The organism is Aeromonas sp. sif2416, assembly GCF_019218665.1.
GTDB classification, from domain to species: Bacteria; Pseudomonadota; Gammaproteobacteria; order Enterobacterales; family Aeromonadaceae; genus Aeromonas; species Aeromonas encheleia.
Genome location: NZ_JAHUXC010000002.1, coordinates 25,548 through 45,487, shown reverse-complemented (window position 1 = coordinate 45,487; position 19,940 = coordinate 25,548). Strand labels below are relative to the sequence as shown.

Below are 19,940 nucleotides of genomic sequence, written 5' to 3'. Positions count from 1 at the left end.
CAGGAGCGCCATCAGCCCTTGGGCTGACGCTCACCGGTGACGGTGGGGTTCTTGGGATCTGAGCTCCACTCGTACCAGCCGCCGTCGTAGACGCTGATCCGCTTCCAGTCCATCAACCAGGCGTAGAAGAAGGCCTCGGAGGCGCGCCAGCCGGTACCGCAGTAGAAGGCGGCCTGCTGGGTCGGCTCTATGTTCCACTCATCCCACATGGCGAGGATCTCGCGCGCCGGCTTCATGGTGCCATCCGGATTGTGGAAGTCGCTCATGCTGTTGGCATCCACCCCACCACGACCCCACTTGGCGCCGGGGATGTCACCCTTCGGCTTGATGTAGCTGTAGCCTGATGTCTTGCCGACGAACTCGTCCCAGGTACGCACGCTGACCAGGGCGCCATCGGGCTGCTTGAGCAGCTCCTTGGCCTGGGTCAGGGAGGTGAGGTACTCGGGGTGCGCCGGAATGGCCACACCGAACTCCTTCACCGGCTCGTACTTGTTGGCCAGACCGGTCTCGGTGCGCAGGTGCTGCACGAACCAGGCATCCAGGCCGCCATCCAGCAGTCGCACGTCTTCCACCCCGGCGTACATCATCAGGTGAGCGGCACGGGCCGCCGCCATGGTGTTGCGGCCATAGAGAATGACGGTGGTGTCGTGACGGATGCCGTTCTCCAGCAGCAGCTGCTTGAGCGCCTCATCGGACACCTTGTTCCACAGCGGCTCCTCTTCCAGGCGGTTGGTGTCGATGTAACCGGCCCCCGGGATGTGGCTCAGCAGGTAGGCCTTGGGTGAACCCCAATCCACCTCGAACAGCTTCCAGTCACCCTTGGGCTTGGCCACCACCGGCTTGCCTTCCTGCAGATCCGCCAGCCAGCGCGGGTAGACCAGCTGCTGCCAGCGGGTCAGGGCCTCGCGCGGCGCGGCCTTCCAGTCCTGCAGCTCGAACAGCTGCTTGATGCCCTGCTGGCGCAGCAGGCGGGCCACCTCGGCCACCCCGCGCGGCTCGCCATAGAGTGCCACCGGACGGTCCGCACTCAGTCCCTTCTCCTTGAGCGCCTTGGCCCACTCCTCGTCACCGTATTTCCACTCGGCGGAGAGGCTCTCGGCGCCGACCACGTGGCCGCCCTGCTGCTCATCCGCCATGGGCCAGCCCTGGTAGAAGTAGCTGGGGCGGGTATCCAGGATGACGGCCTCCTTGGCCTTGGCATCCGCCAGGGAGAGGGGGGGCAATTCCGCCGCCAGGGCAGGCAAGGCGCACCAGAGCAGCAAGGCGGCCAGACCGGCCCGCAACAGGGCTGTGATTCGTTTCATGATGTTGTCTCGATCCATAGTGAACAAAATTAGAAAATAGAGCGGCCAAGGCGCTCCGCCAGCAGCTCCAGCGCGGCCGTGCCGGCCAGCGAGTTGCCGGCCTTGTTGAGCTCCGGTGACCAGACGCAGACACAGAGTTCGCCCGGGATCAGCGCCATGATGCCGCCGCCGACCCCGGACTTGCCCGGCATGCCGACCCGGTAAGCGAAGTCACCCGCCTCGTCGTAGAGGCCGCAGGTCGCGAGCAGGGCGTTGACCTGCTTGGTGGTGCGCGCCGGCAGCAGCGGCGTGCTCTCGCCGAGGGGTACGCCGCGATTGGCCAGGTAGATGAAGGTGCGCGCCAGATCGGCACAGCTCATGCGAATGGCACAGGCATTGAAGTAGCTTTGCAGCACCTTGTCCACTTCGTTCTCGAAGTTGCCATAGGCCTTCATCAGGTAGGCGATGGCCGCATTGCGGGCGGCGTGCTGATACTCGGAGCGCGCCACCACCTGATCCGCCATGATGGCCGGGTTGCCGCACAGGCGGCGCACCAGCTCCAGGGTGCGTTGGCGCGGGGCGGTGAGCCGCGTCTCCAGCAGGTCGCTCACCACCAGGGCCCCCGCATTGATGAAGGGGTTGCGGGGAATGCCCTGCTCAAATTCGAGCTGCACCAGCGAGTTGAACGGCTGGCCCGAGGGCTCCTTGCCGACCCGGGCCCAGATCTCATCCTCCTGATAGAGGGTCAGTGCCAGGGTGAGGCTCAGGGCCTTGGAGATACTCTGGATGGAGAAGGCTTCGAAGGCGTCACCGGCGGTGAACAGCTCCCCTTGCACGGTACAGACCGCGATGCCGAGCCGATCGGCGGGAACCTGGGCCAGCGCGGGGATATAGTCGGCCACCTTGCCTTGTCCCAGCAGGGGACGAACCTGCTCGAGAATGCTGGCCAGTAATTCGGATGACAACACCATTGGCTATTCCATGACATGAAGCGGGGTGAGGGGCCGCCCCCACCGACAAAAATCCCGCCAGCGGCGGGATTTTCTATGTGCCCGTGACAGGCAGTCCGATATCAGGCCGGCTCGCCGTACCAGAGGTCGAACAGCTCGGTGACCACCACGGCTTCCATCCCCTTGCCTTCCAGCCAGGATTTGATGACGGCACGGTCTTCCTCGGTGCACTTGCCCAACTGCTGGGTGCAGATCATGCCTTCCCAGGACAGGTGACCCGAACCGGCGAAGGCCAGCTTGCGGGGTTCAATCACTTCATCAATAAACGCATCGACCACGGTATCGATGGTCTCTTCGGCGGTGCCGACCGGGAAGTTGAAACTGATGTCGAATCCCATTTCCTGGAATTCATCGACGCGCAGTTTCTTACGCAGACGGCGACTACGATTGGCCATGCTAGCTCCTTAGGTTTGTTGACACGTTAACTTAGTTAACTCGTTTGAAAATCAGATCCCAAACCCCGTGCCCAAGACGATGGCCACGTTGTTCGAATTTGGTCAGCGGGCGCCAGTCGGGACGCGGCACCCAGTTGCCGCCAGGGGCGGTGTTCTCATAGCCTTCGGCGGCACTCATCACCTCCAGCATGTGTTCGGCATAGTTCTCCCAGTCGGTGGCCATGTGGAACACGCCACCTATGGCCAGCTTCTGGCGAATGTCCTGGGCAAACGCCGGCTGCACGATGCGACGCTTGTGATGACGGCTCTTGTGCCAGGGATCCGGGAAGAACAGCTGCAGGCAGGAGAGCGAGCCGTCCGGGATCATGTGCTCAAACACCTCGACCGCGTCGTGGCAGATGACGCGCAGGTTGCTGACTCCCGCCTCCTGGGCGGTGCCGAGGCAGGCGCCGACGCCCGGGGAGTGCACCTCGATGCCGATGAAGTTCTTCTCGGGGGCATTCTTGGCCATCTCCACCAGGGAGGCGCCCATGCCGAAGCCGATCTCCAGCACCACGGGGGCGTCGCGCCCAAACAGCGCCACCATGTCGAGCGGGGCCGGTGCAAAATCGATACCCATGACCGGCCAAAGCTCTTCCAGGGCCTTCTCCTGCCCTTTGGTCAGGCGGCCTTCGCGACGGACGAAGCTGCGGATCTTGCGCATGAACTTGCCGTCTTCGTTAAATACATCTTGGGTCACAGGCATAATTGTCTCGTTATTTCATCAATCCGGGTCATACATCTCAGGTCAATCCGGCTGGGGACGACTCGAATGAATAGTCTCGTTATTTCATCAATCCGGGCAACACATCTCGGTCAGTCCGGCTGAGGGTCGACCTTGAGTGGCTCGTTATTTCATCAGTCGACGAAAACAGGGGAGCGAATTATCCCAAGATAGGCCCAAGGCGCAAGTGTTTAGCGCAACAAATCCCCCGTCTCTTGCCAATTCAGCCAGTTCGGTTGACAAATGCCACCCCCTTCACAGAATCTGCCGGGCGTCAGGTGCATCCTGACACGCGATAATAAAGCCATACACAACAAAGGATTGCAGTATGAAAAAAACAGTATTGTGCCTCGCCATCGCAACCCTGCTGGCCGGGTGCAACCCCTCGGACAATGATTCACAAGCGCCCGCCCCCGCCGACCAGGCCTACGAGTATCTGGTACAGCTGAGCTCGGGCGCCGAAGGAATAGGGGCCAGACCCACAGGCACCGAGGCCGAGACCCGCGCCGCCGCCTGGATTCAGGATCATCTGACCGGCTGGGGCTACGAGGTGCAGAACCAGCCGTTTACCTACAGCAAGGGCGGCGCCAGCAAGCACTCCCAGAACCTCATCGCCGAGCTCAAGGGGCAGAGCGACAGGGTGATCCTCATCGGCGCCCACTACGACAGCACCGGGGACAAGAAGGGCTCTGAGGGGGCCACCGACAACGGCGCCGGGGTCGCCGCCCTCTTGGCGGTCGCCGAGGCGCTCAAGGGCCAGACGCTGCCCTACACGGTGCGCTTCGCCTTCTTCGGCGCGGAAGAGAACGGCCTCAACGGCTCCAAGGCTTATGCCGCCGGCCTGGACGGCGCCGCCGTCACCCAGCTGCTGGCCATGGTGAACTACGACACCATCGCCGGCGGCGACATCGTCTACGTTCACTCCGCCCACTCCGACGTGAGCGAGTACAACTGCGCCGAGCCGGGCCGCTACAGCTTCGATCCCAAGGTGCGGGATCGCCTGCTGGCCATCTCCCAGCAGGGTGCCACCCCGTTCGCCATCCATCCCAGCTACGCCGGCTACCCGGAAGGGGAGACCGGCAGTTGGTCGGATCACGCCCCCTTCGCCTGCCTGGGGGTGCCCATCGCCTACGTGGAGGCGACCAACTTCACCATCAACGGGGCGGACGGCTATGACGGCTACTCCCAGAGCACCAACCCGGCGCTGTGGGACTGTTACGATGACGCCAGCAAGAGCGCCTGCGATCGGGACAGCGAGACCCAGTGGGGCAAGATCTGGCACACCCAGTACGACCGCCTCGACAAGATGGCCGAGCTGTTCCCGGGCCGGGTCCAGCAGCAGCTTGGCGCCAACACGGATCTGATGATCCGCTTCCTGAAGGAACCCGGACTCTGAGTCGGCGCTGACGGCCGACCGCGAACGGGTCAGGGGTTTTTACGCCCCGCCCCCGCTCGGAGACGATAAAATTCGGGCAGGTGTCAAACCTGCCCTTTTTTATGGATTTTTGTGACAGCCATTGCCTCATTTCTGAAATCTGATACAAACGGATAACCTGGCGGTTGAATGGAGCGACCGCCACCCAGTCAGAGAGAACCCTATGCAGCCGTTTTTTGCCCAGCGCTTCGAGAAGGTCGAACCTTCCTTTATCCGCGAAATCCTGAAAGTCGCCGCCAATCCGGAGATCATTTCCTTCGCCGGCGGCCTGCCCAACCCGAACCTGTTCCCGGTCAAGGCCATCGACCAGGCCTGCCAGGATGTGCTGCGCGAGCAGGGCGCCGCCGCGCTGCAATATGCCGCCACCGAAGGCTTCGCCCCGCTGCGCCAGTACATCGCCGATCGTTACCTGACGCGCCACGGCATGACGGTGGATCCGGACAACATCCTGATCACCAGCGGCTCCCAGCAGGCGCTGGATCTGCTAGGCAAGGTGCTGGTGAACGAAGGGCAGGATCTCATCATCGAGGAACCCGGCTACCTGGGTGCTATCCAGGCGTTCTCCGTCTATCAACCGAACTTCCGCCCCATCACCCTGGGGGAAGAGGGGCTGGATCTGGCCGCGCTGGATGCGCTGCTGGAGCGAGGCTCCGACGCCAAGCTGCTGTACGGCGTGCCGAACTTCCAGAACCCGAGCGGTGTTTCCTACAGCCGCGCCAATCGCGAGGCGCTGGCCGAGCGGCTGGTACGCCACGAGCTGCTGATGGTGGAAGATGACCCTTACGGCGAGCTGCGCTTCGAGGGGGAGCACCTGCCCCCCATCGCCAAGCTGGCGCCGAACAATACCGTGCTGCTCGGCTCCTTCTCGAAGACGGTGGTGCCCGCGTTTCGTCTCGGCTGGATGCTGGTGCCGGACTGGCTGCGCAAGAAAGTCACCATCGCCAAGCAGGCCACGGATCTGCACAGCAACGCCTTCAGCCAGCAGGTGCTGCACCGCTTCCTGACCGACAACTCGCTGGATGCCCATCTGGAGAAGATCAAGGAAGTCTATGGCCGCCAGCGCGCCGCCATGGAAGCCGCCCTGGCTCGCCACTGCCCGCCCGGCGTCAGCTACACCCGGCCGGAAGGGGGCATGTTCCTCTGGCTGACTCTGCCCGCCAGCATCTCCGCCATGGAGCTGTTCGACGAGGCGATCAAGGAGAAGGTCGCCTTCGTGCCCGGCGCCCCCTTCTATGTGCGCCCCGAGATCAAGAACACCCTGCGCCTGAGCTTCTCCTGCGTGGATGAGGCCACCACCGAGGAAGGGGTCAAGCGGCTGGCCCGTGCCCTGGCCCGCATGCTCTGAGCCCCCGCCAGATGAAAAAAAACCAGTGACCTTGGTCGCTGGTTTTTTTTATGGCCGCCTGCCGGCCTCAGCGGCTCAGCCGCTTGCTGAATTCCGCCATCGGCATGGGCCTGCCGTAGAAGTAGCCCTGCAGGAAGGTCACGTCCCGCGCCCTCAGGTAGGCGTCCTGCACCTCGTTCTCCACCCCTTCCGCCACCAGTTGCAGGCCGAGCCGGGTCGCCAGATCGATGACGTTCTCGACGATGTGGCTGGACAGCGCATCGGACCCTATCATGCCGACGAAGCTCTGATCGATCTTGAGGAAATCGACCTGGAAGGTCTGCAGATAGGCCAGGCTGGAGTGGCCGGTGCCGAAGTCGTCGATGGCGATGAAGACGCCAAGATCGTGCAACTCGGCAAACAGCCGGTCACTCACCTCATCCGCCACTATCAGCTCCCGCTCGGTCAGCTCCAGCACCAGCTTGATGGGATTGGCCTCGAACGCCTTGATGAAGGCGCGGCAATCGTCCACCAGGCTGAGATCGTGGCAATGACGGGCACAGACGTTGAACGCGAAGTGAAACCCGGCCGGCAACTCATGCACCCTGGGTGCGAAGTGCTCGCGCACCTGGCGCATCAGCGCACTGGTCATGGGGATGATGAGGCCGGAGGCCTCCGCCATGGGGATGAAGCGATCCGGCGAGATCATGCCCTGGCGGGGATGTTGCCAGCGCATCAGCACCTCGCAACCGCTCCAGTGCGCGTCGTCACCCGTCACCACGGGTTGCAGGTGCGGCAAGAACTCCCCCTGATCCAGCGCCCGTTTCAGCTCCTGCGTCGGTGAGGTCGAGCGCCCCATCAGCCAGAACACCCCCACCCCGAACAGCAGGCTCAGCAGGGGATAGACGATGAGGCTGATCTTGGAGTAGTCCCAGATATGGGCGCCGTATTCATCCACCGAGAGGGTGGTCGCCACCTTGAACGGATACTTTTCCGAGGCCTGCTCCAGGTAGCCAGGCGCATCTGAGGGGAACAGTTGATTGGTGAGCTTGCTGTCGCGCAGCAGCATCTGCGGGCCCACCACCAGCCCAAGGGGAGAGGTGCGGCTCAGCATGTCGAGGATGTTGAGCAGGTAATAGCCATCGACCCCGACCAGGATGCCGTACTCCCCCACCTCCTGTCGGTAGACGATGAGCGGCCGATCCGGCGTGACCGGATTGCCCCGCATGAGATCGAGCTTGCCCTGGACATAGTCCTCGAGATAGATCCGGCCCTTGACCGGGCCATAGAGGGAGGTGCAGTAGATGGTCTCCCCCTCGGTCAGGTTGACGCTGCGCACATCCGGCACTGTCGCCACCTGATCCCGCAGGCCCTGCACCACCTCGAGGCAGGGCTTGCCCACGTTGCCCATGACCGCCGAGGCGGCCAGCTGGGCGTTGTCCAGCGTGCGGTCAAACATGCGCTGGGCATGCACCAAACGCTCCACCGCATCCTGCTTCACCCCGTCCACCGTCTGCCAGGCGACGATGGCCAGTCCCAGCACCACGGGCAACAGAGCGGCCAGCAGGGCACAGGACAGCCGGACATAGAATTGACGCACCCTCAGACGACGAAATGGCATGATTCCCCACAATGGCAAAGGCGAAAAAGCAGACAAGTCTACGCCTTGTCAGCGACTTGGCAAGTCACGAGGGCGCGAGATGAGTGGCCCATGTGGCCCCCGCTGAGCCGTGAAACAAGCCTCATCCCCACATCTTATTCCCGCACGCCGGGTCGCCACAGTCTCCCCCAATCTTCGCAGGCCAATCCAGGCGCCGGCGCACAAAAAATTATAATACTCGCAAAAACAGTTGCTTGTTCATCCGGACCCCGCCCTCTAGAGTAGAGCCAACAGCATCAGGGAGGCAGGACATGAAGATACTGATCACGGGGGGGACAGGCTTTATCGGTCGCCGCCTGGTGGCCCATCTCAAGGTGCAGCACGAGGTGGTGGTGCTGACCCGCCAGGGCAGCCGGGCCTACGATCTGCTCGGCCACGACATCAAGCTGCTCGACAACCTGGATCGGCTGGACGATCTCAACGACGTGGACATCGTCATCAACCTGGCCGGGGAACCCATCGCCAGTGGCCGCTGGAGCGAGCAGCGCAAACAGCTGCTGTGCAACAGCCGCTGGCTGCTGACCGAGCAGCTGGTGGATCTCATCAAGCTCTCCAGCACGCCCCCCAGGTTGCTGCTGAATGCCTCCGCCATCGGCTGGTATGGCCGCCAGGGCGATGAGCCGCTGGACGAGCAGTGCCGCCAGCCCCATGACGAGTTTACCCATCGACTCTGCCAGCAGTGGGAGAGCCTGGCCCAACAGGCCCGCGGCCCCCGCACCCGGGTCTGCATAGTGCGCATCGGCCTGGTGCTCGGCCAAGATGGCGGCGCCCTGCCCAAGCTGTTGCCCCCCTATCGCCTCGGGCTGGGCGGCCCCATGGGCTCAGGCCGGCAGGTGATGAGCTGGATCCATATTCAGGATCTGGTGCGCGCCATGCTGTTCCTGCTGGAACACGACGAGTGCGACGGCATCTTCAACGGCACCGCCCCCCAGCCGGTCGACAACCGGACCTTCAGCCAGAGCCTGGCCCGCAGCCTGCACCGCCCCCACCTGCTGTGTGTACCGGCCGGGGCACTGCGCCTGCTGCTGGGCGAGGCGGCCGACCTGCTGCTCACCGGTCAGCACGTACTGCCCACCCGGTTGCAGCAGGCAGGCTTCCATTTTACCTACCCAGAGCTGCCCCAGGCCCTCGACAACCTGCTGCACGCCCCCCGCTGAGACCCACAAAAAACAGCGCCCGGCCAAGGCCGGGCGCTGTTTGAGAGAAGGGCGCAGGGTCGATTAGTCATCGGACGCTCGCGTAGCTGGCAACCAAGCATCAGCATCCCCGTTAGTCCGATTACGCCACGTCGTGGCTAATCGAACCTACAGCAACCCCTGCCCCAGCCCTCGCAGCCGATCGCTCAGGGTCCCCGCCAGCAGCTGGCGGCGCATGCCCTGGCCAGCCAGGGTCACCAGCAGCGCCCCCAGCAGCGGCAGCCCGGCCCAGATGGCCCAGTGGAACTGCCAGCGGCCATCGAACCACCACCACTGCAGGCCGAACGAGCAGAGCTCGACCACCATGGCGGCGCACAGCCCCGCCAGCAGGCCGCTCGCCACCAGCTCCCAGCGCAGCATCTTCTCGAGCAGGGCGCTGCCGGCCCCCAGGGTGCGCATCAGCAGCAGCTCGCGCCGCCGATGGGCCATGCTGGCCTGGGTCTGGGTCAGCAGCACCAGCAGGGCGGCCACGGTCACCAGCCCCAGCATCAGCCCCAGCGCCCGGCTCACCTGATCCGAGACCACGGTGAGTCGGGCGATCAAGTCCTCCACATCGATGAGACTCACCGTGGGGTGGCGGCGGATCAGCTCCACCTCGGCGCTGCGTCCCTCGGGGGGCAGGCGATAGCTGCCGAGCCAGGTCTGGGAGAAGGGCGCCAGCAGATCCGGCGAGAAGATCATGTAGAAGTTGGGCCTCATGTTGTCCCACTTGATGGATCTCAGGCTGGTCACCCTGGCCTCGAAGCTGCGCCCCTCTATGGTGAAGCTGAGGATATCGTCGAGGGCGATGCCGAGCTGGCCCGCCAGCACCTCGTCGACGGAGACCTCCCCCTTGCCGGTGAGCCACTGCCCCGCGGTCAGCTGGTTGTCGGGGGGGAGCGCCGCCGTGGTGGTGAAGTTGAGCTCGCGGTTCACCCCCTCCCGCGCCGCATCCTCACCCACCGCCTGGCCGGCGATCCGGGTCAGGCGCCCGCGCACCATGGGATAGAAGTCCGAGGGGATGGCACCGGCCTGGCGCAGGTCCGCCAGGATCCCGTCCCGCTCCTGATCGGCCACATTGACCAGGAAGCGATTGGGGGCATCCGCCGGCAAGCGGGCGGAGAAGTCGTCCAGCAAGTCGACCCGCGCCGCCCACAGCAGCCCGAACAGCATGAGCGCCAGCGCGAAACCCGCCAGCTGGAACAGGCCGCTGCCCCGCTCGCGGGAGAGGTGGCTGATGGCCAGGCGCAGGGCGTGAGGTCCCTTGAGCCGGCTGCCGAGTCGCAGCAGCCCGGAGGCCAGCACGGCCAGCAACCCCATCAGCACCCCCATGCCGCCGATGAGCCCCAGCGCCAGCCTGGCGTCGGCGGTGAAGCCCCACACCAGGCCAAACAGGCCGAGCAGGCCGACCGGCACCGTCAGCCAGGGGGGTACGCCCGCCTCCAGCTCACGGCGCAGCACCCGCAGCGGCGGCACCTTGAGCAGCCGCAGGAAGGGGATGAAGGCCAGCAACAGGGTGATGAAGAAGGCCACCGACAGGCCGAGGGCGAAGGGGCGCCAGGAGGGCGGCGGCAGATCGCTGGGCAGCAGATCCCCCAGCAGTTGCAGCGTCAGCCACTGCATCCCGCTGCCCGCCACCAAGCCAATGAAGGCACCGATCAGGGTCAGCGAGAACAGGAGCGTGCCCATCAGCTGCCAGAGGGTGCGACGGGACGCGCCCAGCGTCTTGAGCAGCGCCACCATGTTGGTCTGCCGCTCGGCGAAGTGGCGCACCGCTATGCCCATGGCCAGGGCCCCCAGCAGCACCCCCGCCAGGGAGGCCAGGCGGAAGAAGCGCTCGGCGTTGGCCAGGGATTTCCCCACCTGGGAGCCCTGATCATCCGGCTTGATCAGCTTCTGTCCCGCCGCCAGCTTGGGCTTGAGCCAGCGCTCGTAGCTGGCGATCCCCTCACGGGGGCCCTTGAGCAGATAGCGCCACTGCTGGCGGCTGCCCGGCAGCAGGGCACCGGTCGCCTCGATGTCGGCGCTGTGGATCAGGGCCCGTGGCGCCATCTGGAAGGGGCTGAAGCCCTGATCCGGCTCCTGCCCCAGCTCCCCCGCCACCTTCAATCTGGTATTGCCGACCTCCAGCTCGTCCCCTAGCCTGGCGCCGAGCAGTTGCATCACCCGGGCGGAGAGCCAGATCTCGCCGGGCGCGGGCGCCCGCTGCGGCATCAGCTCCAGCTTGCCATAGAAGGGGAAGTCGCTCGGCACGGCCCGGATGGAGGCCAGTTGCAGCCCATCCCCGTGAAACAGCATGCTGTTGAAGCTGACCGTGGTCTGGATGGAGAGGCCATACTGCCGGGCCTGCTCGAGCCAGGCCTCGGGCGCCGGGGTCGCGGAGCGCAACACCCGATCGGCGCCGATGAAGTCACGGCCCGAGGCCTTGAGCCCGGCATCCAGCCTGTCCGCCACCAGCGCCACGCTCAGCACGCAGGCCACACTCAGCGCCAGCGCCAGCACGAACCAGCGCAACTCGCCGCTGAATCCCTCGCGGCGCAGCAGCTTAAATCCCAGTCGCCATTGACTCATGACTGACTCCTCACACCCAGCGCCAGCCCGAGCCCAGGCCGCAACTCGCCGCTGAAACCCTCGCGGCGCAGTAACTTAAATCCCAGTCGCCATTGACTCATGACAGCTCCCTGACTCGGGAGGCAGAGGCGGCTTCGGGTGCCGGCATATCCGACGCAAGTCGTCCCGCCGCCATTACCAACTGCCGTTGGCAGCGCTGGGCCAGTTCATGATCATGGGTCACCACCACCAGCGTGGTGTTGTGCTCGCGGTTGAGACGAAACAGCAGCTCGATCACCGTCTCCCCAGTCTTGCTGTCGAGGTTGCCGGTCGGCTCATCCGCCAGCAGCAGGCTGGGCCTGGTCATGAAGGCCCGGGCGATGGCGACGCGCTGCTGCTCACCGCCGGACAGGCGCGGCGGCAGGTGATGCAGCCGCTCACTGAGCCCCACCTCGGCCAGCAGCTCCCTGGCCCTGGGGGCACAATCGGTCTCGCCGCGCAGCTCGGCGGGCAGCATGACGTTCTCCAGCGCGCTTAAGGTAGGCAGCAACAGGAAAGACTGGAAGATGAAGCCGACCTGCTCCGCGCGCAGGCGGGCCCGGCCCTCCTCGTCCAGCCGGGTCAGCGACTGGCCGAGGATCTCGATGTCGCCGCTGCTCGGCAGATCCAGCCCGGCCAGCAGGCCAAGCAGGGTGGATTTGCCGGAGCCGGAGGCACCGACCAGGGCCAGCGTCTCGCCGGTATTGACTTGCAGGTCGATCCCTTCAAGGATGGTGAGGCTTTCCTGGCCGAGACGAACCGTCTTGCCAAGGTCCCTGACGACGATAATGGGAGTTGAACTCATGATGCGTTTCCTGTTTACCTTGGCCCTTGCTGACAATAAATAATGGGCACTGAACCCATGATGCATATCCTGTTTGCCCAGGCTCTTGCTGACAATAAACAATGGGTACTGAACCCACGATGCATATCCTGTTTGCCCACGCCCTTGCTGACAATAAATAATGGGCACTGAACCCACGATGCATATCCTGTTTGCCCAGGCCCCTAATGACAACGAATGATCGGAGTTGAAATAATGACGCGTTTCCTGTTTGCCTTCTGCTGCCTGGTTTCATCGGTGCAGGCCCAGACCCTGCTGGTGCTGGGAGACAGCCTGAGCGCCGGCTATCAGATGCAGGCCGAGCAGAGCTGGCCTGCCCTGCTCGAGCAGAAATGGCAGCAGCAGGGCGGCGAGCACAGGCTCATCAACGCCAGCATCAGCGGTGAAACGACGCAAGGGGGGCTGGCCCGCCTGCCCGCCCTGCTCGAGCAGCATAAACCCGACTGGGTGCTGATCGAGCTGGGTGCCAACGATGGCCTGCGCGGCTTCGCCCCCGCCATCACCCGTGACAACCTGGTCAAGATGGTGGCGCTTGCCAAGGCACAGCAGGTGAAGACGGTGCTGACCCAGATCCAGCTGCCCCGCAATTATGGTGCACGCTATCTGCGCCAGTTCGAGCAGATCTTCCCGGAACTGGCGCAGGCCAATGGCCTGCCGCTGATGCCCTTCTTTTTGGATGATATTGCGCTTCGCCCTGAACTCCTGATGAACGATGGCCTCCATCCCACGGCCGAAGCCCAGCCGCAGATCCGCGACCGGGTCGCGAGCTTTATCGAGCCCCTGCTGATCCAATAGCCCCGCGTGATAGGCCGCTAGCCCCTAAAACAAAGCACCCGCCGAGGCGGGTGCTTTGTCATCCTGATTAAAACGTGGCAATGCCTCGATCGCAGCCGATCTGCCTGACCATAATGTCGTCGGATCGGGGTCAGGCTTGCAGTATCTGGCGTAGCCGCTCCTGGGCCACCCCCACCAGCAGATCGGGCTGGAACTTGGAGATGAAGCGATCGCAGCCGACCTTCTTGACCATGGCCTCGTTGAAGTTGCCGCTCAGGGAGGTGTTGAGGGTGATGAACAGATCGGCCATGCGCGGATCGCTGCGCACCTCGTGGGTCAGGCGGTAGCCATCCATCTCCGGCATCTCGGCATCGGTGATCATCAGCATGATCTCGTCGGTGACCGACTTGCCCGCGTCGCACCAGCCCTTGAGCAGCTTGAGCGCCTGTAGCCCATCCTGACACTCGATCACCTCGAGCCCGAGCTGGGCGAGCGTCTCCCGCACCTGGTTGCGCGCCGTGCTGGAGTCGTCGACGATCAGCACCTTGCGACCGTGCATCTGGGGCAGGATCTCCCTGTCTAGCACCTCGGCCGAGATGCGGATGTCATAGGTGATGATCTCGGCCAGCACCTTCTCCACATCGATGATCTCGACGATCTGATCGGCCCCCCGCTCCGGGACGCGCGTAATGGCGGTGAGATAGTTAGAGCGGCCCGCCGAACGGGGCGGCGGCAGTATGTCCTTCCAGGTCATGTTGACGATATGGGCCACCTGCCCGACCAGAAAACCCTGAATGCTGCGGTTGTACTCGGTGATGATGAGGTTGGAGTCGCTGTCGACCGCCATGGGGCGCATGCCGATGGCGCCGCGCAGGTTGATCACCGGGATGGAGACCCCGCGGATGTTCGCCACCCCGCTGATGTTGTGGTGGGCCCCGGGCATCTTGTTGAGGCGAGGCAGTTTCACCACCTCCCGCACCTTGAACACGTTGATCGCAAACAGCTGCTGGGAGCCCAGGCGGAACATCAGCAGTTCCAGGCGATTCTCCCCCACCAGCTGGGTACGTTGATCCACTGAATCCAATATGCTCGCCATATAAAGCCCTTACGTCCGTTTTCCGAGTGCCGCCACCGTAGCACGGCGTCGACATGCCAATCAGACCCGCATTCCCCCGCCATAGGCGCAACGCAAGTCCCTATAGAAATAATGAAAAGGGTCGAGGAAAGATAGGATCTTGGCCGCGGGGCGTGATCCTCGCCCCATAGCTGCCGCACCGAGCGGAAACCCGATCGCCATCAGCCCGACAAGAGGGTTATCGGCCAGGAGGGGACAATGCTGAGCTGGGGATTGGTCTGAGGTTCCAAAAGCGCGAGCTTATGCTGCGCCCATAAAAAAACCGGCCGCAAAGCGGCCGGTCAAAAAAATACAGTAGGCAGTCAGGGAATGACTTAGAAGTGGTACTGCATGGCCACGCCAACGACGTCGTCGGTGTTCTGACCGAACTCGTTGTAACCATCAGTATCGCCACCGCTCAGCAGGTTGGCCTTGTAATCAACGTAAACGTCGAAGTTCTCGTTGATGTTGTACCAGGCACCGATGGAGACGTATTCGGTCAGGGTGTCGTCGAAGGTTTCACCCTTCACGTCCAGGCGGTTATACGCCAGGGACGGCTTCCACTGGCCCCAAGTGTATTGAACCACGGCTTCGTAACCGTTGCTCTCTTCGGCGTAGCCGTTGTAGCCAGACTGGTTCACATAGACGTGGTCTTCGCCATAGGCGTAGGTCGCGGCAGCGTACAGGTTGTTGGCGTTGTACTTGATACCAACGGCGGTCAGCTTCGCATCGTCGTCACCACCGAAGTTGGAGTTGGCGCTCTGGTCGGCAGTCTTGCCAGCCTGGTTATAGGCCAGACCCAGGCTGATGCCCATGTCGAAGTTGTAGTTGGCAGACAGGGCGTAACCTTCTGCAGAACCCTTGGTCCAGCTGGAGGTGCTGTCGTTCTGGGCTTCGTTTTCGCCGGTGAACTGGGCACCCAGTACCAGACCGTCGAAGGTGTAGAAGTACTGAGCCAGGCCGTTGGTGCGACCGGTACCGAATACTTCAGTACCTTTGCCCAGGCCATCGCCGCCCCACTCAGGCAGAACGTCGGTGTAGTCGTTTACGGCTTTGGCAATCAGGCCATCCTGACGACCGTAGCTGAAGGCACCGAAACGATCGTTCTTCACGCCAACGTAGGCATAACGCAGCTCGGTGTCGGAGTCGTTGGTCGGTACGTTGTACTCAACGAAGCCGTTGGCCACGGTTTCGCTGTTGACGCGAGTCTCGCCACCGATACGCAGACGCAGATAGCTCTGATCGCCATTCTCGTTGTCGTTATCGCTGCCGTAGTACATGCCTTGAACACGACCACCGATGTCCAGCTTGGTACCATCTTGGTTGTAAACGGTAGAAGCTTGAGCACCACCGGCCAGCAGCAGGCTGGAGATGGCCATAGTCAATGCTGTTTTTTTCATTGTTCGTTCCTCTGGTGTAAACGCTATCAGACCTGTTGCTCGGTCGTTGTCATTTAGAAATTTAGAATCGGGTTCATTTCCGATGACCTAGGGTAGATCTGCGAACCTTGATAGGAACTGAAGCAGTTGACGATTAATTGATGAATGGAGGCCAAACAAGGCTTCTGACCGACATAAATCGTCGCCAATTGGCTACATATTATGCGTTTCATTTGGAGATAGAGCGACACCGTCAGTCAGTCTCTGCTGAGTACAGGGCGGGAGGGGCAAGATGAAGAGAGGAAGAAGGGGTAAAGAATGCGTAACCCTGGCTGGCGAGGGCTTCCGGACCACAGACGGGCTGTTATAGCGGCTGGTAAGGTGACACTAGATTATCGGGTGATGGCATTCAGGCGGGCTGCCAGTCGAGCATGACCCTCAGCAGGTCTTTCCAGCTGAGAATGCCGACCAGGGCCCCCTTCTCCAGCACCGGCAGGCAGGAGACATGCTGCTCCAGCATCACCCTGGCAGCCTCCTGCAGCGAGCGATCGGCGGCGATGGTGATGGGCTGGCGACTCATGATCTGGTGGGCGCGCCGGTTGAGGGTCTCGGTGTCGCGGTTCATCTCGGCATCGGTGTCGAGATAGGGGCTGAGGGCGCGCAGCAGATCCCTGTCCGAAATGACCCCCATCAGCACCTCGTCCTCCAGCACCAGCAGGTGGCGAAAGTGGGCCTGCTCGAAGATCTCCTTGATGACATTGAGCCTGTCATCCATGGAAACGGTCGCAACCCGGGTCGTCATGATCTCTTTAATCAGCATGGCAGCCTCCTGTCCCCTGACAGATGTCTCTGTTATGGCACGTTTTTCTTGCCGCAGCCAGCCAGGCACCCCAGCCTAAAGTGCAAATCTGCGCCATTTCACGTAAGATCCGCGCCAGTTTTCTCCTTCATCTTGAGCCAAGCAGATCCATCCATGATAGTTGCCAGTCAAATCGAACTGATCCGCGGCGGCCGCACGCTGCTGGACAACGCCTCCGCCACCATACACCCCGGCCACAAGGTGGGTCTGGTAGGCAAGAACGGCTGTGGCAAGTCCACCTTTTTTGCGCTGGTGCGTGGCGAGCTGGCCATCGACAACGGCAGCTTCAGCCTGCCCGCCGGCTGGCAGATCGCCGGCGTCGCCCAGGAGACCCCGGCGCTGGACTGCTCCGCGCTGGACTACGTAATAGATGGCGACAAGGAGTTCCGTGCCCTGGAGGCCCAGCTCGCCCAGGCCGAGCAGGATGACAACGGCCTGCTGGTCGCCGAGCTGCACGGCCGGCTCGACACCATAGGCGCCTACAGCATCCGCGCCCGCGCCGCCGAGCTGCTGCATGGCCTCGGCTTCGGCGGCGATCAGCTCGACTCTCCGGTAAGGAGTTTCTCCGGTGGCTGGCGTATGCGCCTGAACCTGGCCCAGGCGCTGCTGTGCCGCTCCGACCTGCTACTGCTGGATGAACCGACCAACCACCTGGATCTCGATGCCGTCATCTGGCTGGAGAAGTGGCTCAAGGGCTATCAGGGTACGCTTGTGCTTATTTCTCACGATCGCGACTTCCTCGATTCGGTCATCAACCGCATCATCCATATCGAAAACGGCAAGCTGAACGAATATACCGGCGGCTACTCCGACTTCGAACTGCAGCGCGCCGAGCAGCTCGCCCAGCAGCAGTCCATGTACGAGAAGCAGCAGCGGGAGATCTCCCACATGCATGCCTATGTGGACCGCTTCCGTTACAAGGCCTCCAAGGCCCGCCAGGCCCAGAGTCGCCTCAAGGCCATGGAGCGGATGGAGAAGCTGCTGCCGGCCCACGCCGACTCCGAGTTCAGCTTCGAGTTTCGCGAGCCGTCGGCCCTGCCGACCCCGCTCATCGCCATGGAGAACCTCAGCGCCGGTTATGGTGACAAGGTGATCCTGGAGAAGATCAAGCTCAACCTGGTGCCGGGCTCGCGCATCGGCCTGCTGGGGCGCAACGGCGCCGGCAAGTCCACCTTCATCAAGATGCTGTCGGGCACCAACCCACCGCTGTCGGGCAAGCTGGAGGTGAGCGCCGGGGTCAGCATCGGCTACTTCGCCCAGCATCAGCTGGAGACCCTGCGCCTGGACGACACCCCGCTCGATCACCTGGCACGCCTCGCGCCGGACAAGACCGAACAGGAGCTGCGCAATTATCTCGGCAGCTTCGGCTTCCACGGCGACAAGGCGCTGGACAAGGTGGCCCCCTTCTCCGGCGGCGAGAAGGCGCGGCTGGTACTGGCGCTGGTCACCTGGCAGAAGCCGAACCTGCTGCTGCTGGATGAACCGACCAACCATCTGGACCTGGAGATGCGCCACGCCCTGACCATGGCGCTGCAAGGCTTCGAGGGCGCCATGGTGGTGGTCTCCCACGACAGGCACCTGCTGCGCACCACCACGGATGACTTCTATCTGGTGCACGGCGGCCGGGTCGAGCCGTTCGACGGCGATCTGGACGACTACCACAAGTGGCTCGGCGAGCAGGACAAAGAAGCGAACGCCAAGCCGAGCGACGGCCTCGTCTCCGCCAACTCCGCGCTGGCGCGCAAGGATCAGAAGCGGCGCGAGGCGGAGTTCCGCCAGCAGACCCGGCCCCTGCGCCAGAAGCTGGAGAAGCTAGAGGCCAGCATGGAGAAGCTGCAGACCCGGCTCGCCGCGGTGGAGGAGCAGCTGGCCGACCCCGCCATCTACGAGGAGAGCGCCAAGAGCCGGCTCTCCGAGCTGCTCAAGTCCCAGGGCCCCCTCAAGGAGGAGCTGGAAGGGGTCGAGCTGGAGTGGATGAGCCTCTCCGAGGAGCTGGAAAGCCAGGAGCAGGCCTTCTTTGCGTGACGAACGAGGGGTGGCGGCCGAGCGGGTCGCCATCCATGAACTGCCCACCCCGCTCGCATTCTGGCACTGGAGCGGCAAGGTCTATGGCACACGCAGCCAGGACTGGCTCAGCCTGCAGGCGCAGGGGGGCAACATCAACCTGGCCCTGCTGCTGCACCGGCTGGATCAGGATGGCATCCCGGTCGAGCTCGGCACGCTGCAACCGGCGCTGGTGCAGACCGAGGTGGTGCTGACCCCCTGGCGGGCCCTGCGCCAGAACGCCAAGGCGCGGCTGGATGAGGCCGAGTACCAGTCCATGCTGGCCCACGAGCTGGAGCTGGAGCGGCTGCAACAGGGCGTCCTGCTGCAGACCCTGCGCAGCCTCAGCCTGACTCGGGGCGAGAGCCACAATCTGTTGAACTATCTATCGTTACTGGGGGCCCAGCAGGGCCCCCTCAGAGACCTAATATGCTGAGTTATCGCCACGCCTTTCACGCCGGCAACCACGCCGACGTGCTGAAACATGCCGTCCAGGCCCTGATCATCGAGTCCCTCAAGAAGAAGGAGAAGCCCTTCATCGTGCTGGACACCCATGCCGGTGGCGGTCTCTACGACCTGCGCGGCGACTGGTCCCAGAAGAAGGCGGAGTACGCCGACGGCATAGGCCGCCTGTGGGACGAGCGCGCCCAGTGGTCTGCCATGGCGCCCTATCTTGGCGTGATCGAAGAGATGAATAGCGATGGCCAGCTGCACTACTACCCGGGTTCCCCCGAGCTGTCGCGCCGTCTCGCCCGCGAGCAGGACAAGCTGGCGCTGATGGAGCTGCACAACAACGAGGTGGAAGACCTGCGCGCCAACATGGGCTACGACCCCCGCGTCGCCGTGCACCATCGCGACGGCTTCGAAGGGCTGATCGCCCTGCTGCCCCCCACCCCGCGCCGCGGGCTGGTGCTCATCGACCCACCCTATGAGCTGAAGGAAGACTACTTCGCCGTGGTCGATACCCTCAAGAAGGCGCAGAAGCGCTGGGCCACCGGCATCTATGCGCTCTGGTATCCCATCCTCGGCCAGGAGGCGGACAAGTCCCGCGACATGCTCAAGGCGATCAAGCGGGAGAACTTCGGCAACGTGCTGGTGGCCGAGCTGGAAGTGGCCGGGCAAACTGCCGATTGGGGCATGAACGGCTCAGGCATGCTGATCATCAGCCCCCCCTGGATGCTGGCCGAGCAGATAGAGGCCTTCCTCAAGCCCCTCTGTGCCAAGCTGGCTCAGGGCGCCGGTGCCCAGTACAGGGTCGAGTGGCTGAACAAGGCCGAGGGTTAACCCCCGCGC

At 63.4% G+C, this 19,940-nt stretch carries 17 protein-coding genes; 7 read left to right on the top strand and 10 right to left on the bottom strand.

All coding sequences use genetic code 11. The features are described 5' to 3' along the window. Nucleotides 1–11: 11 nt before the first annotated feature. The 4 genes from KW821_RS03535 to trmB form a co-directional block, all read right to left on the bottom strand. On the bottom strand, nt 12–1,304 hold the full coding sequence (locus KW821_RS03535; protein ID WP_218290471.1) for a sulfurtransferase: 1,293 nt from the start codon (nt 1,302–1,304) through the stop codon (nt 12–14). Nucleotides 1,305–1,333: 29 nt separating this feature from the next. Beyond that, nucleotides 1,334–2,254: a glutaminase B gene (gene glsB, locus KW821_RS03530; protein WP_042651668.1), complete on the bottom strand. Its 921-nt coding sequence runs from the start codon at nt 2,252–2,254 to the stop codon at nt 1,334–1,336. Nucleotides 2,255–2,355: 101 nt separating this feature from the next. After that, nucleotides 2,356–2,688 carry a YggL family protein gene (locus KW821_RS03525; RefSeq protein WP_042651667.1) on the bottom strand — a complete coding sequence of 111 codons (333 nt, stop codon included), beginning with the start codon at nt 2,686–2,688 and terminating at the stop codon, nt 2,356–2,358. 31 nt (nt 2,689–2,719) lie between these two features. Beyond that, complete coding sequence (gene trmB, locus KW821_RS03520; RefSeq protein WP_218290470.1) at nt 2,720–3,433, bottom strand: tRNA (guanosine(46)-N7)-methyltransferase TrmB; 714 nt, start codon at nt 3,431–3,433, stop codon at nt 2,720–2,722. 346 nt (nt 3,434–3,779) lie between these two features. Here trmB and KW821_RS03515 point away from each other — a divergent pair, with 346 nt between their 5' ends. Further along, entirely contained in the window at nt 3,780–4,847 is a 1,068-nt protein-coding gene (locus tag KW821_RS03515) for a M28 family metallopeptidase (protein WP_218290469.1), read from the top strand. 202 nt (nt 4,848–5,049) lie between these two features. Continuing rightward, nucleotides 5,050–6,231: a PLP-dependent aminotransferase family protein gene (locus tag KW821_RS03510; RefSeq protein ID WP_042651664.1), complete on the top strand. Its 1,182-nt coding sequence runs from the start codon at nt 5,050–5,052 to the stop codon at nt 6,229–6,231. Between the two features lie 67 nt (nt 6,232–6,298). Here the strand turns inward: KW821_RS03510 and KW821_RS03505 are convergent, their stop codons facing one another. Continuing rightward, nucleotides 6,299–7,831: a cyclic diguanylate phosphodiesterase gene (locus tag KW821_RS03505; RefSeq protein ID WP_218290468.1), complete on the bottom strand. Its 1,533-nt coding sequence runs from the start codon at nt 7,829–7,831 to the stop codon at nt 6,299–6,301. A gap of 290 nt (nt 7,832–8,121) precedes the next feature. Here KW821_RS03505 and KW821_RS03500 point away from each other — a divergent pair, with 290 nt between their 5' ends. Continuing rightward, entirely contained in the window at nt 8,122–9,027 is a 906-nt protein-coding gene (locus KW821_RS03500; RefSeq protein WP_218290467.1) for a TIGR01777 family oxidoreductase, read from the top strand. A 147-nt stretch (nt 9,028–9,174) separates the two neighbouring features. Here the strand turns inward: KW821_RS03500 and KW821_RS03495 are convergent, their stop codons facing one another. Next, on the bottom strand, nt 9,175–11,616 hold the full coding sequence (locus KW821_RS03495) for an ABC transporter permease (RefSeq protein WP_218290466.1): 2,442 nt from the start codon (nt 11,614–11,616) through the stop codon (nt 9,175–9,177). Nucleotides 11,617–11,713: 97 nt separating this feature from the next. Further along, nucleotides 11,714–12,439 carry an ABC transporter ATP-binding protein gene (locus tag KW821_RS03490; RefSeq protein ID WP_218290465.1) on the bottom strand — a complete coding sequence of 242 codons (726 nt, stop codon included), beginning with the start codon at nt 12,437–12,439 and terminating at the stop codon, nt 11,714–11,716. A gap of 234 nt (nt 12,440–12,673) precedes the next feature. Between KW821_RS03490 and KW821_RS03485 the strand changes: the two genes are divergently transcribed. Then, complete coding sequence (locus tag KW821_RS03485; protein WP_218290464.1) at nt 12,674–13,273, top strand: arylesterase; 600 nt, start codon at nt 12,674–12,676, stop codon at nt 13,271–13,273. 130 nt (nt 13,274–13,403) lie between these two features. Here the strand turns inward: KW821_RS03485 and KW821_RS03480 are convergent, their stop codons facing one another. From KW821_RS03480 to KW821_RS03470, 3 genes are all read right to left on the bottom strand, one after another. After that, the gene (locus tag KW821_RS03480; RefSeq protein WP_042651658.1) at nt 13,404–14,348 is read right to left on the bottom strand and encodes a chemotaxis protein CheV; all 945 of its coding nucleotides are present in this window, start codon (nt 14,346–14,348) and stop codon (nt 13,404–13,406) included. Nucleotides 14,349–14,701: 353 nt separating this feature from the next. Next, nucleotides 14,702–15,766 (bottom strand): porin, encoded by a 1,065-nt coding sequence (locus tag KW821_RS03475; protein WP_218290463.1) that lies wholly within the window; start codon nt 15,764–15,766, stop codon nt 14,702–14,704. Between the two features lie 388 nt (nt 15,767–16,154). Further along, nucleotides 16,155–16,565: a CBS domain-containing protein gene (locus KW821_RS03470; protein ID WP_042651656.1), complete on the bottom strand. Its 411-nt coding sequence runs from the start codon at nt 16,563–16,565 to the stop codon at nt 16,155–16,157. A gap of 153 nt (nt 16,566–16,718) precedes the next feature. Here KW821_RS03470 and KW821_RS03465 point away from each other — a divergent pair, with 153 nt between their 5' ends. From KW821_RS03465 to KW821_RS03455, 3 genes are read left to right on the top strand one after another with little or no spacing between them, the layout of a single operon-like run. Beyond that, the gene (locus KW821_RS03465; RefSeq protein WP_042651655.1) at nt 16,719–18,629 is read left to right on the top strand and encodes an ABC transporter ATP-binding protein; all 1,911 of its coding nucleotides are present in this window, start codon (nt 16,719–16,721) and stop codon (nt 18,627–18,629) included. Beyond that, the gene (locus KW821_RS03460; protein WP_042651654.1) at nt 18,622–19,083 is read left to right on the top strand and encodes a DUF2390 domain-containing protein; all 462 of its coding nucleotides are present in this window, start codon (nt 18,622–18,624) and stop codon (nt 19,081–19,083) included. The genes KW821_RS03465 and KW821_RS03460 overlap by 8 nt, the downstream gene beginning before the upstream one ends. After that, nucleotides 19,077–19,931, top strand: coding sequence for a 23S rRNA (adenine(2030)-N(6))-methyltransferase RlmJ (locus KW821_RS03455; protein ID WP_218290462.1), 855 nt, complete (start codon nt 19,077–19,079; stop codon nt 19,929–19,931). The genes KW821_RS03460 and KW821_RS03455 overlap by 7 nt, the downstream gene beginning before the upstream one ends. Nucleotides 19,932–19,940 lie beyond the last annotated feature (9 nt).

Bases quoted from the DNA above. Each gene is read 5' to 3' on its own strand.
- KW821_RS03515 (WP_218290469.1), top strand. From the start codon at position 3,780: ATGAAAAAAACAGTATTGTGCCTCGCCATCGCAACCCTGCTGGCCGGG.
- KW821_RS03465 (WP_042651655.1), top strand. From the start codon at position 16,719: ATGATAGTTGCCAGTCAAATCGAACTGATCCGCGGCGGCCGCACGCTG.
- KW821_RS03535 (WP_218290471.1), bottom strand. From the start codon at position 1,304: ATGAAACGAATCACAGCCCTGTTGCGGGCCGGTCTGGCCGCCTTGCTG.
- KW821_RS03470 (WP_042651656.1), bottom strand. From the start codon at position 16,565: ATGCTGATTAAAGAGATCATGACGACCCGGGTTGCGACCGTTTCCATG.
- glsB (WP_042651668.1), bottom strand. From the start codon at position 2,254: ATGGTGTTGTCATCCGAATTACTGGCCAGCATTCTCGAGCAGGTTCGT.
- KW821_RS03500 (WP_218290467.1), top strand. From the start codon at position 8,122: ATGAAGATACTGATCACGGGGGGGACAGGCTTTATCGGTCGCCGCCTG.
- KW821_RS03490 (WP_218290465.1), bottom strand. From the start codon at position 12,439: ATGAGTTCAACTCCCATTATCGTCGTCAGGGACCTTGGCAAGACGGTT.
- KW821_RS03495 (WP_218290466.1), bottom strand. From the start codon at position 11,616: ATGAGTCAATGGCGACTGGGATTTAAGCTGCTGCGCCGCGAGGGATTC.
- KW821_RS03510 (WP_042651664.1), top strand. From the start codon at position 5,050: ATGCAGCCGTTTTTTGCCCAGCGCTTCGAGAAGGTCGAACCTTCCTTT.
- KW821_RS03525 (WP_042651667.1), bottom strand. From the start codon at position 2,688: ATGGCCAATCGTAGTCGCCGTCTGCGTAAGAAACTGCGCGTCGATGAA.
- KW821_RS03475 (WP_218290463.1), bottom strand. From the start codon at position 15,766: ATGAAAAAAACAGCATTGACTATGGCCATCTCCAGCCTGCTGCTGGCC.
- KW821_RS03480 (WP_042651658.1), bottom strand. From the start codon at position 14,348: ATGGCGAGCATATTGGATTCAGTGGATCAACGTACCCAGCTGGTGGGG.
- trmB (WP_218290470.1), bottom strand. From the start codon at position 3,433: ATGCCTGTGACCCAAGATGTATTTAACGAAGACGGCAAGTTCATGCGC.
- KW821_RS03505 (WP_218290468.1), bottom strand. From the start codon at position 7,831: ATGCCATTTCGTCGTCTGAGGGTGCGTCAATTCTATGTCCGGCTGTCC.
- KW821_RS03455 (WP_218290462.1), top strand. From the start codon at position 19,077: ATGCTGAGTTATCGCCACGCCTTTCACGCCGGCAACCACGCCGACGTG.
- KW821_RS03485 (WP_218290464.1), top strand. From the start codon at position 12,674: ATGACGCGTTTCCTGTTTGCCTTCTGCTGCCTGGTTTCATCGGTGCAG.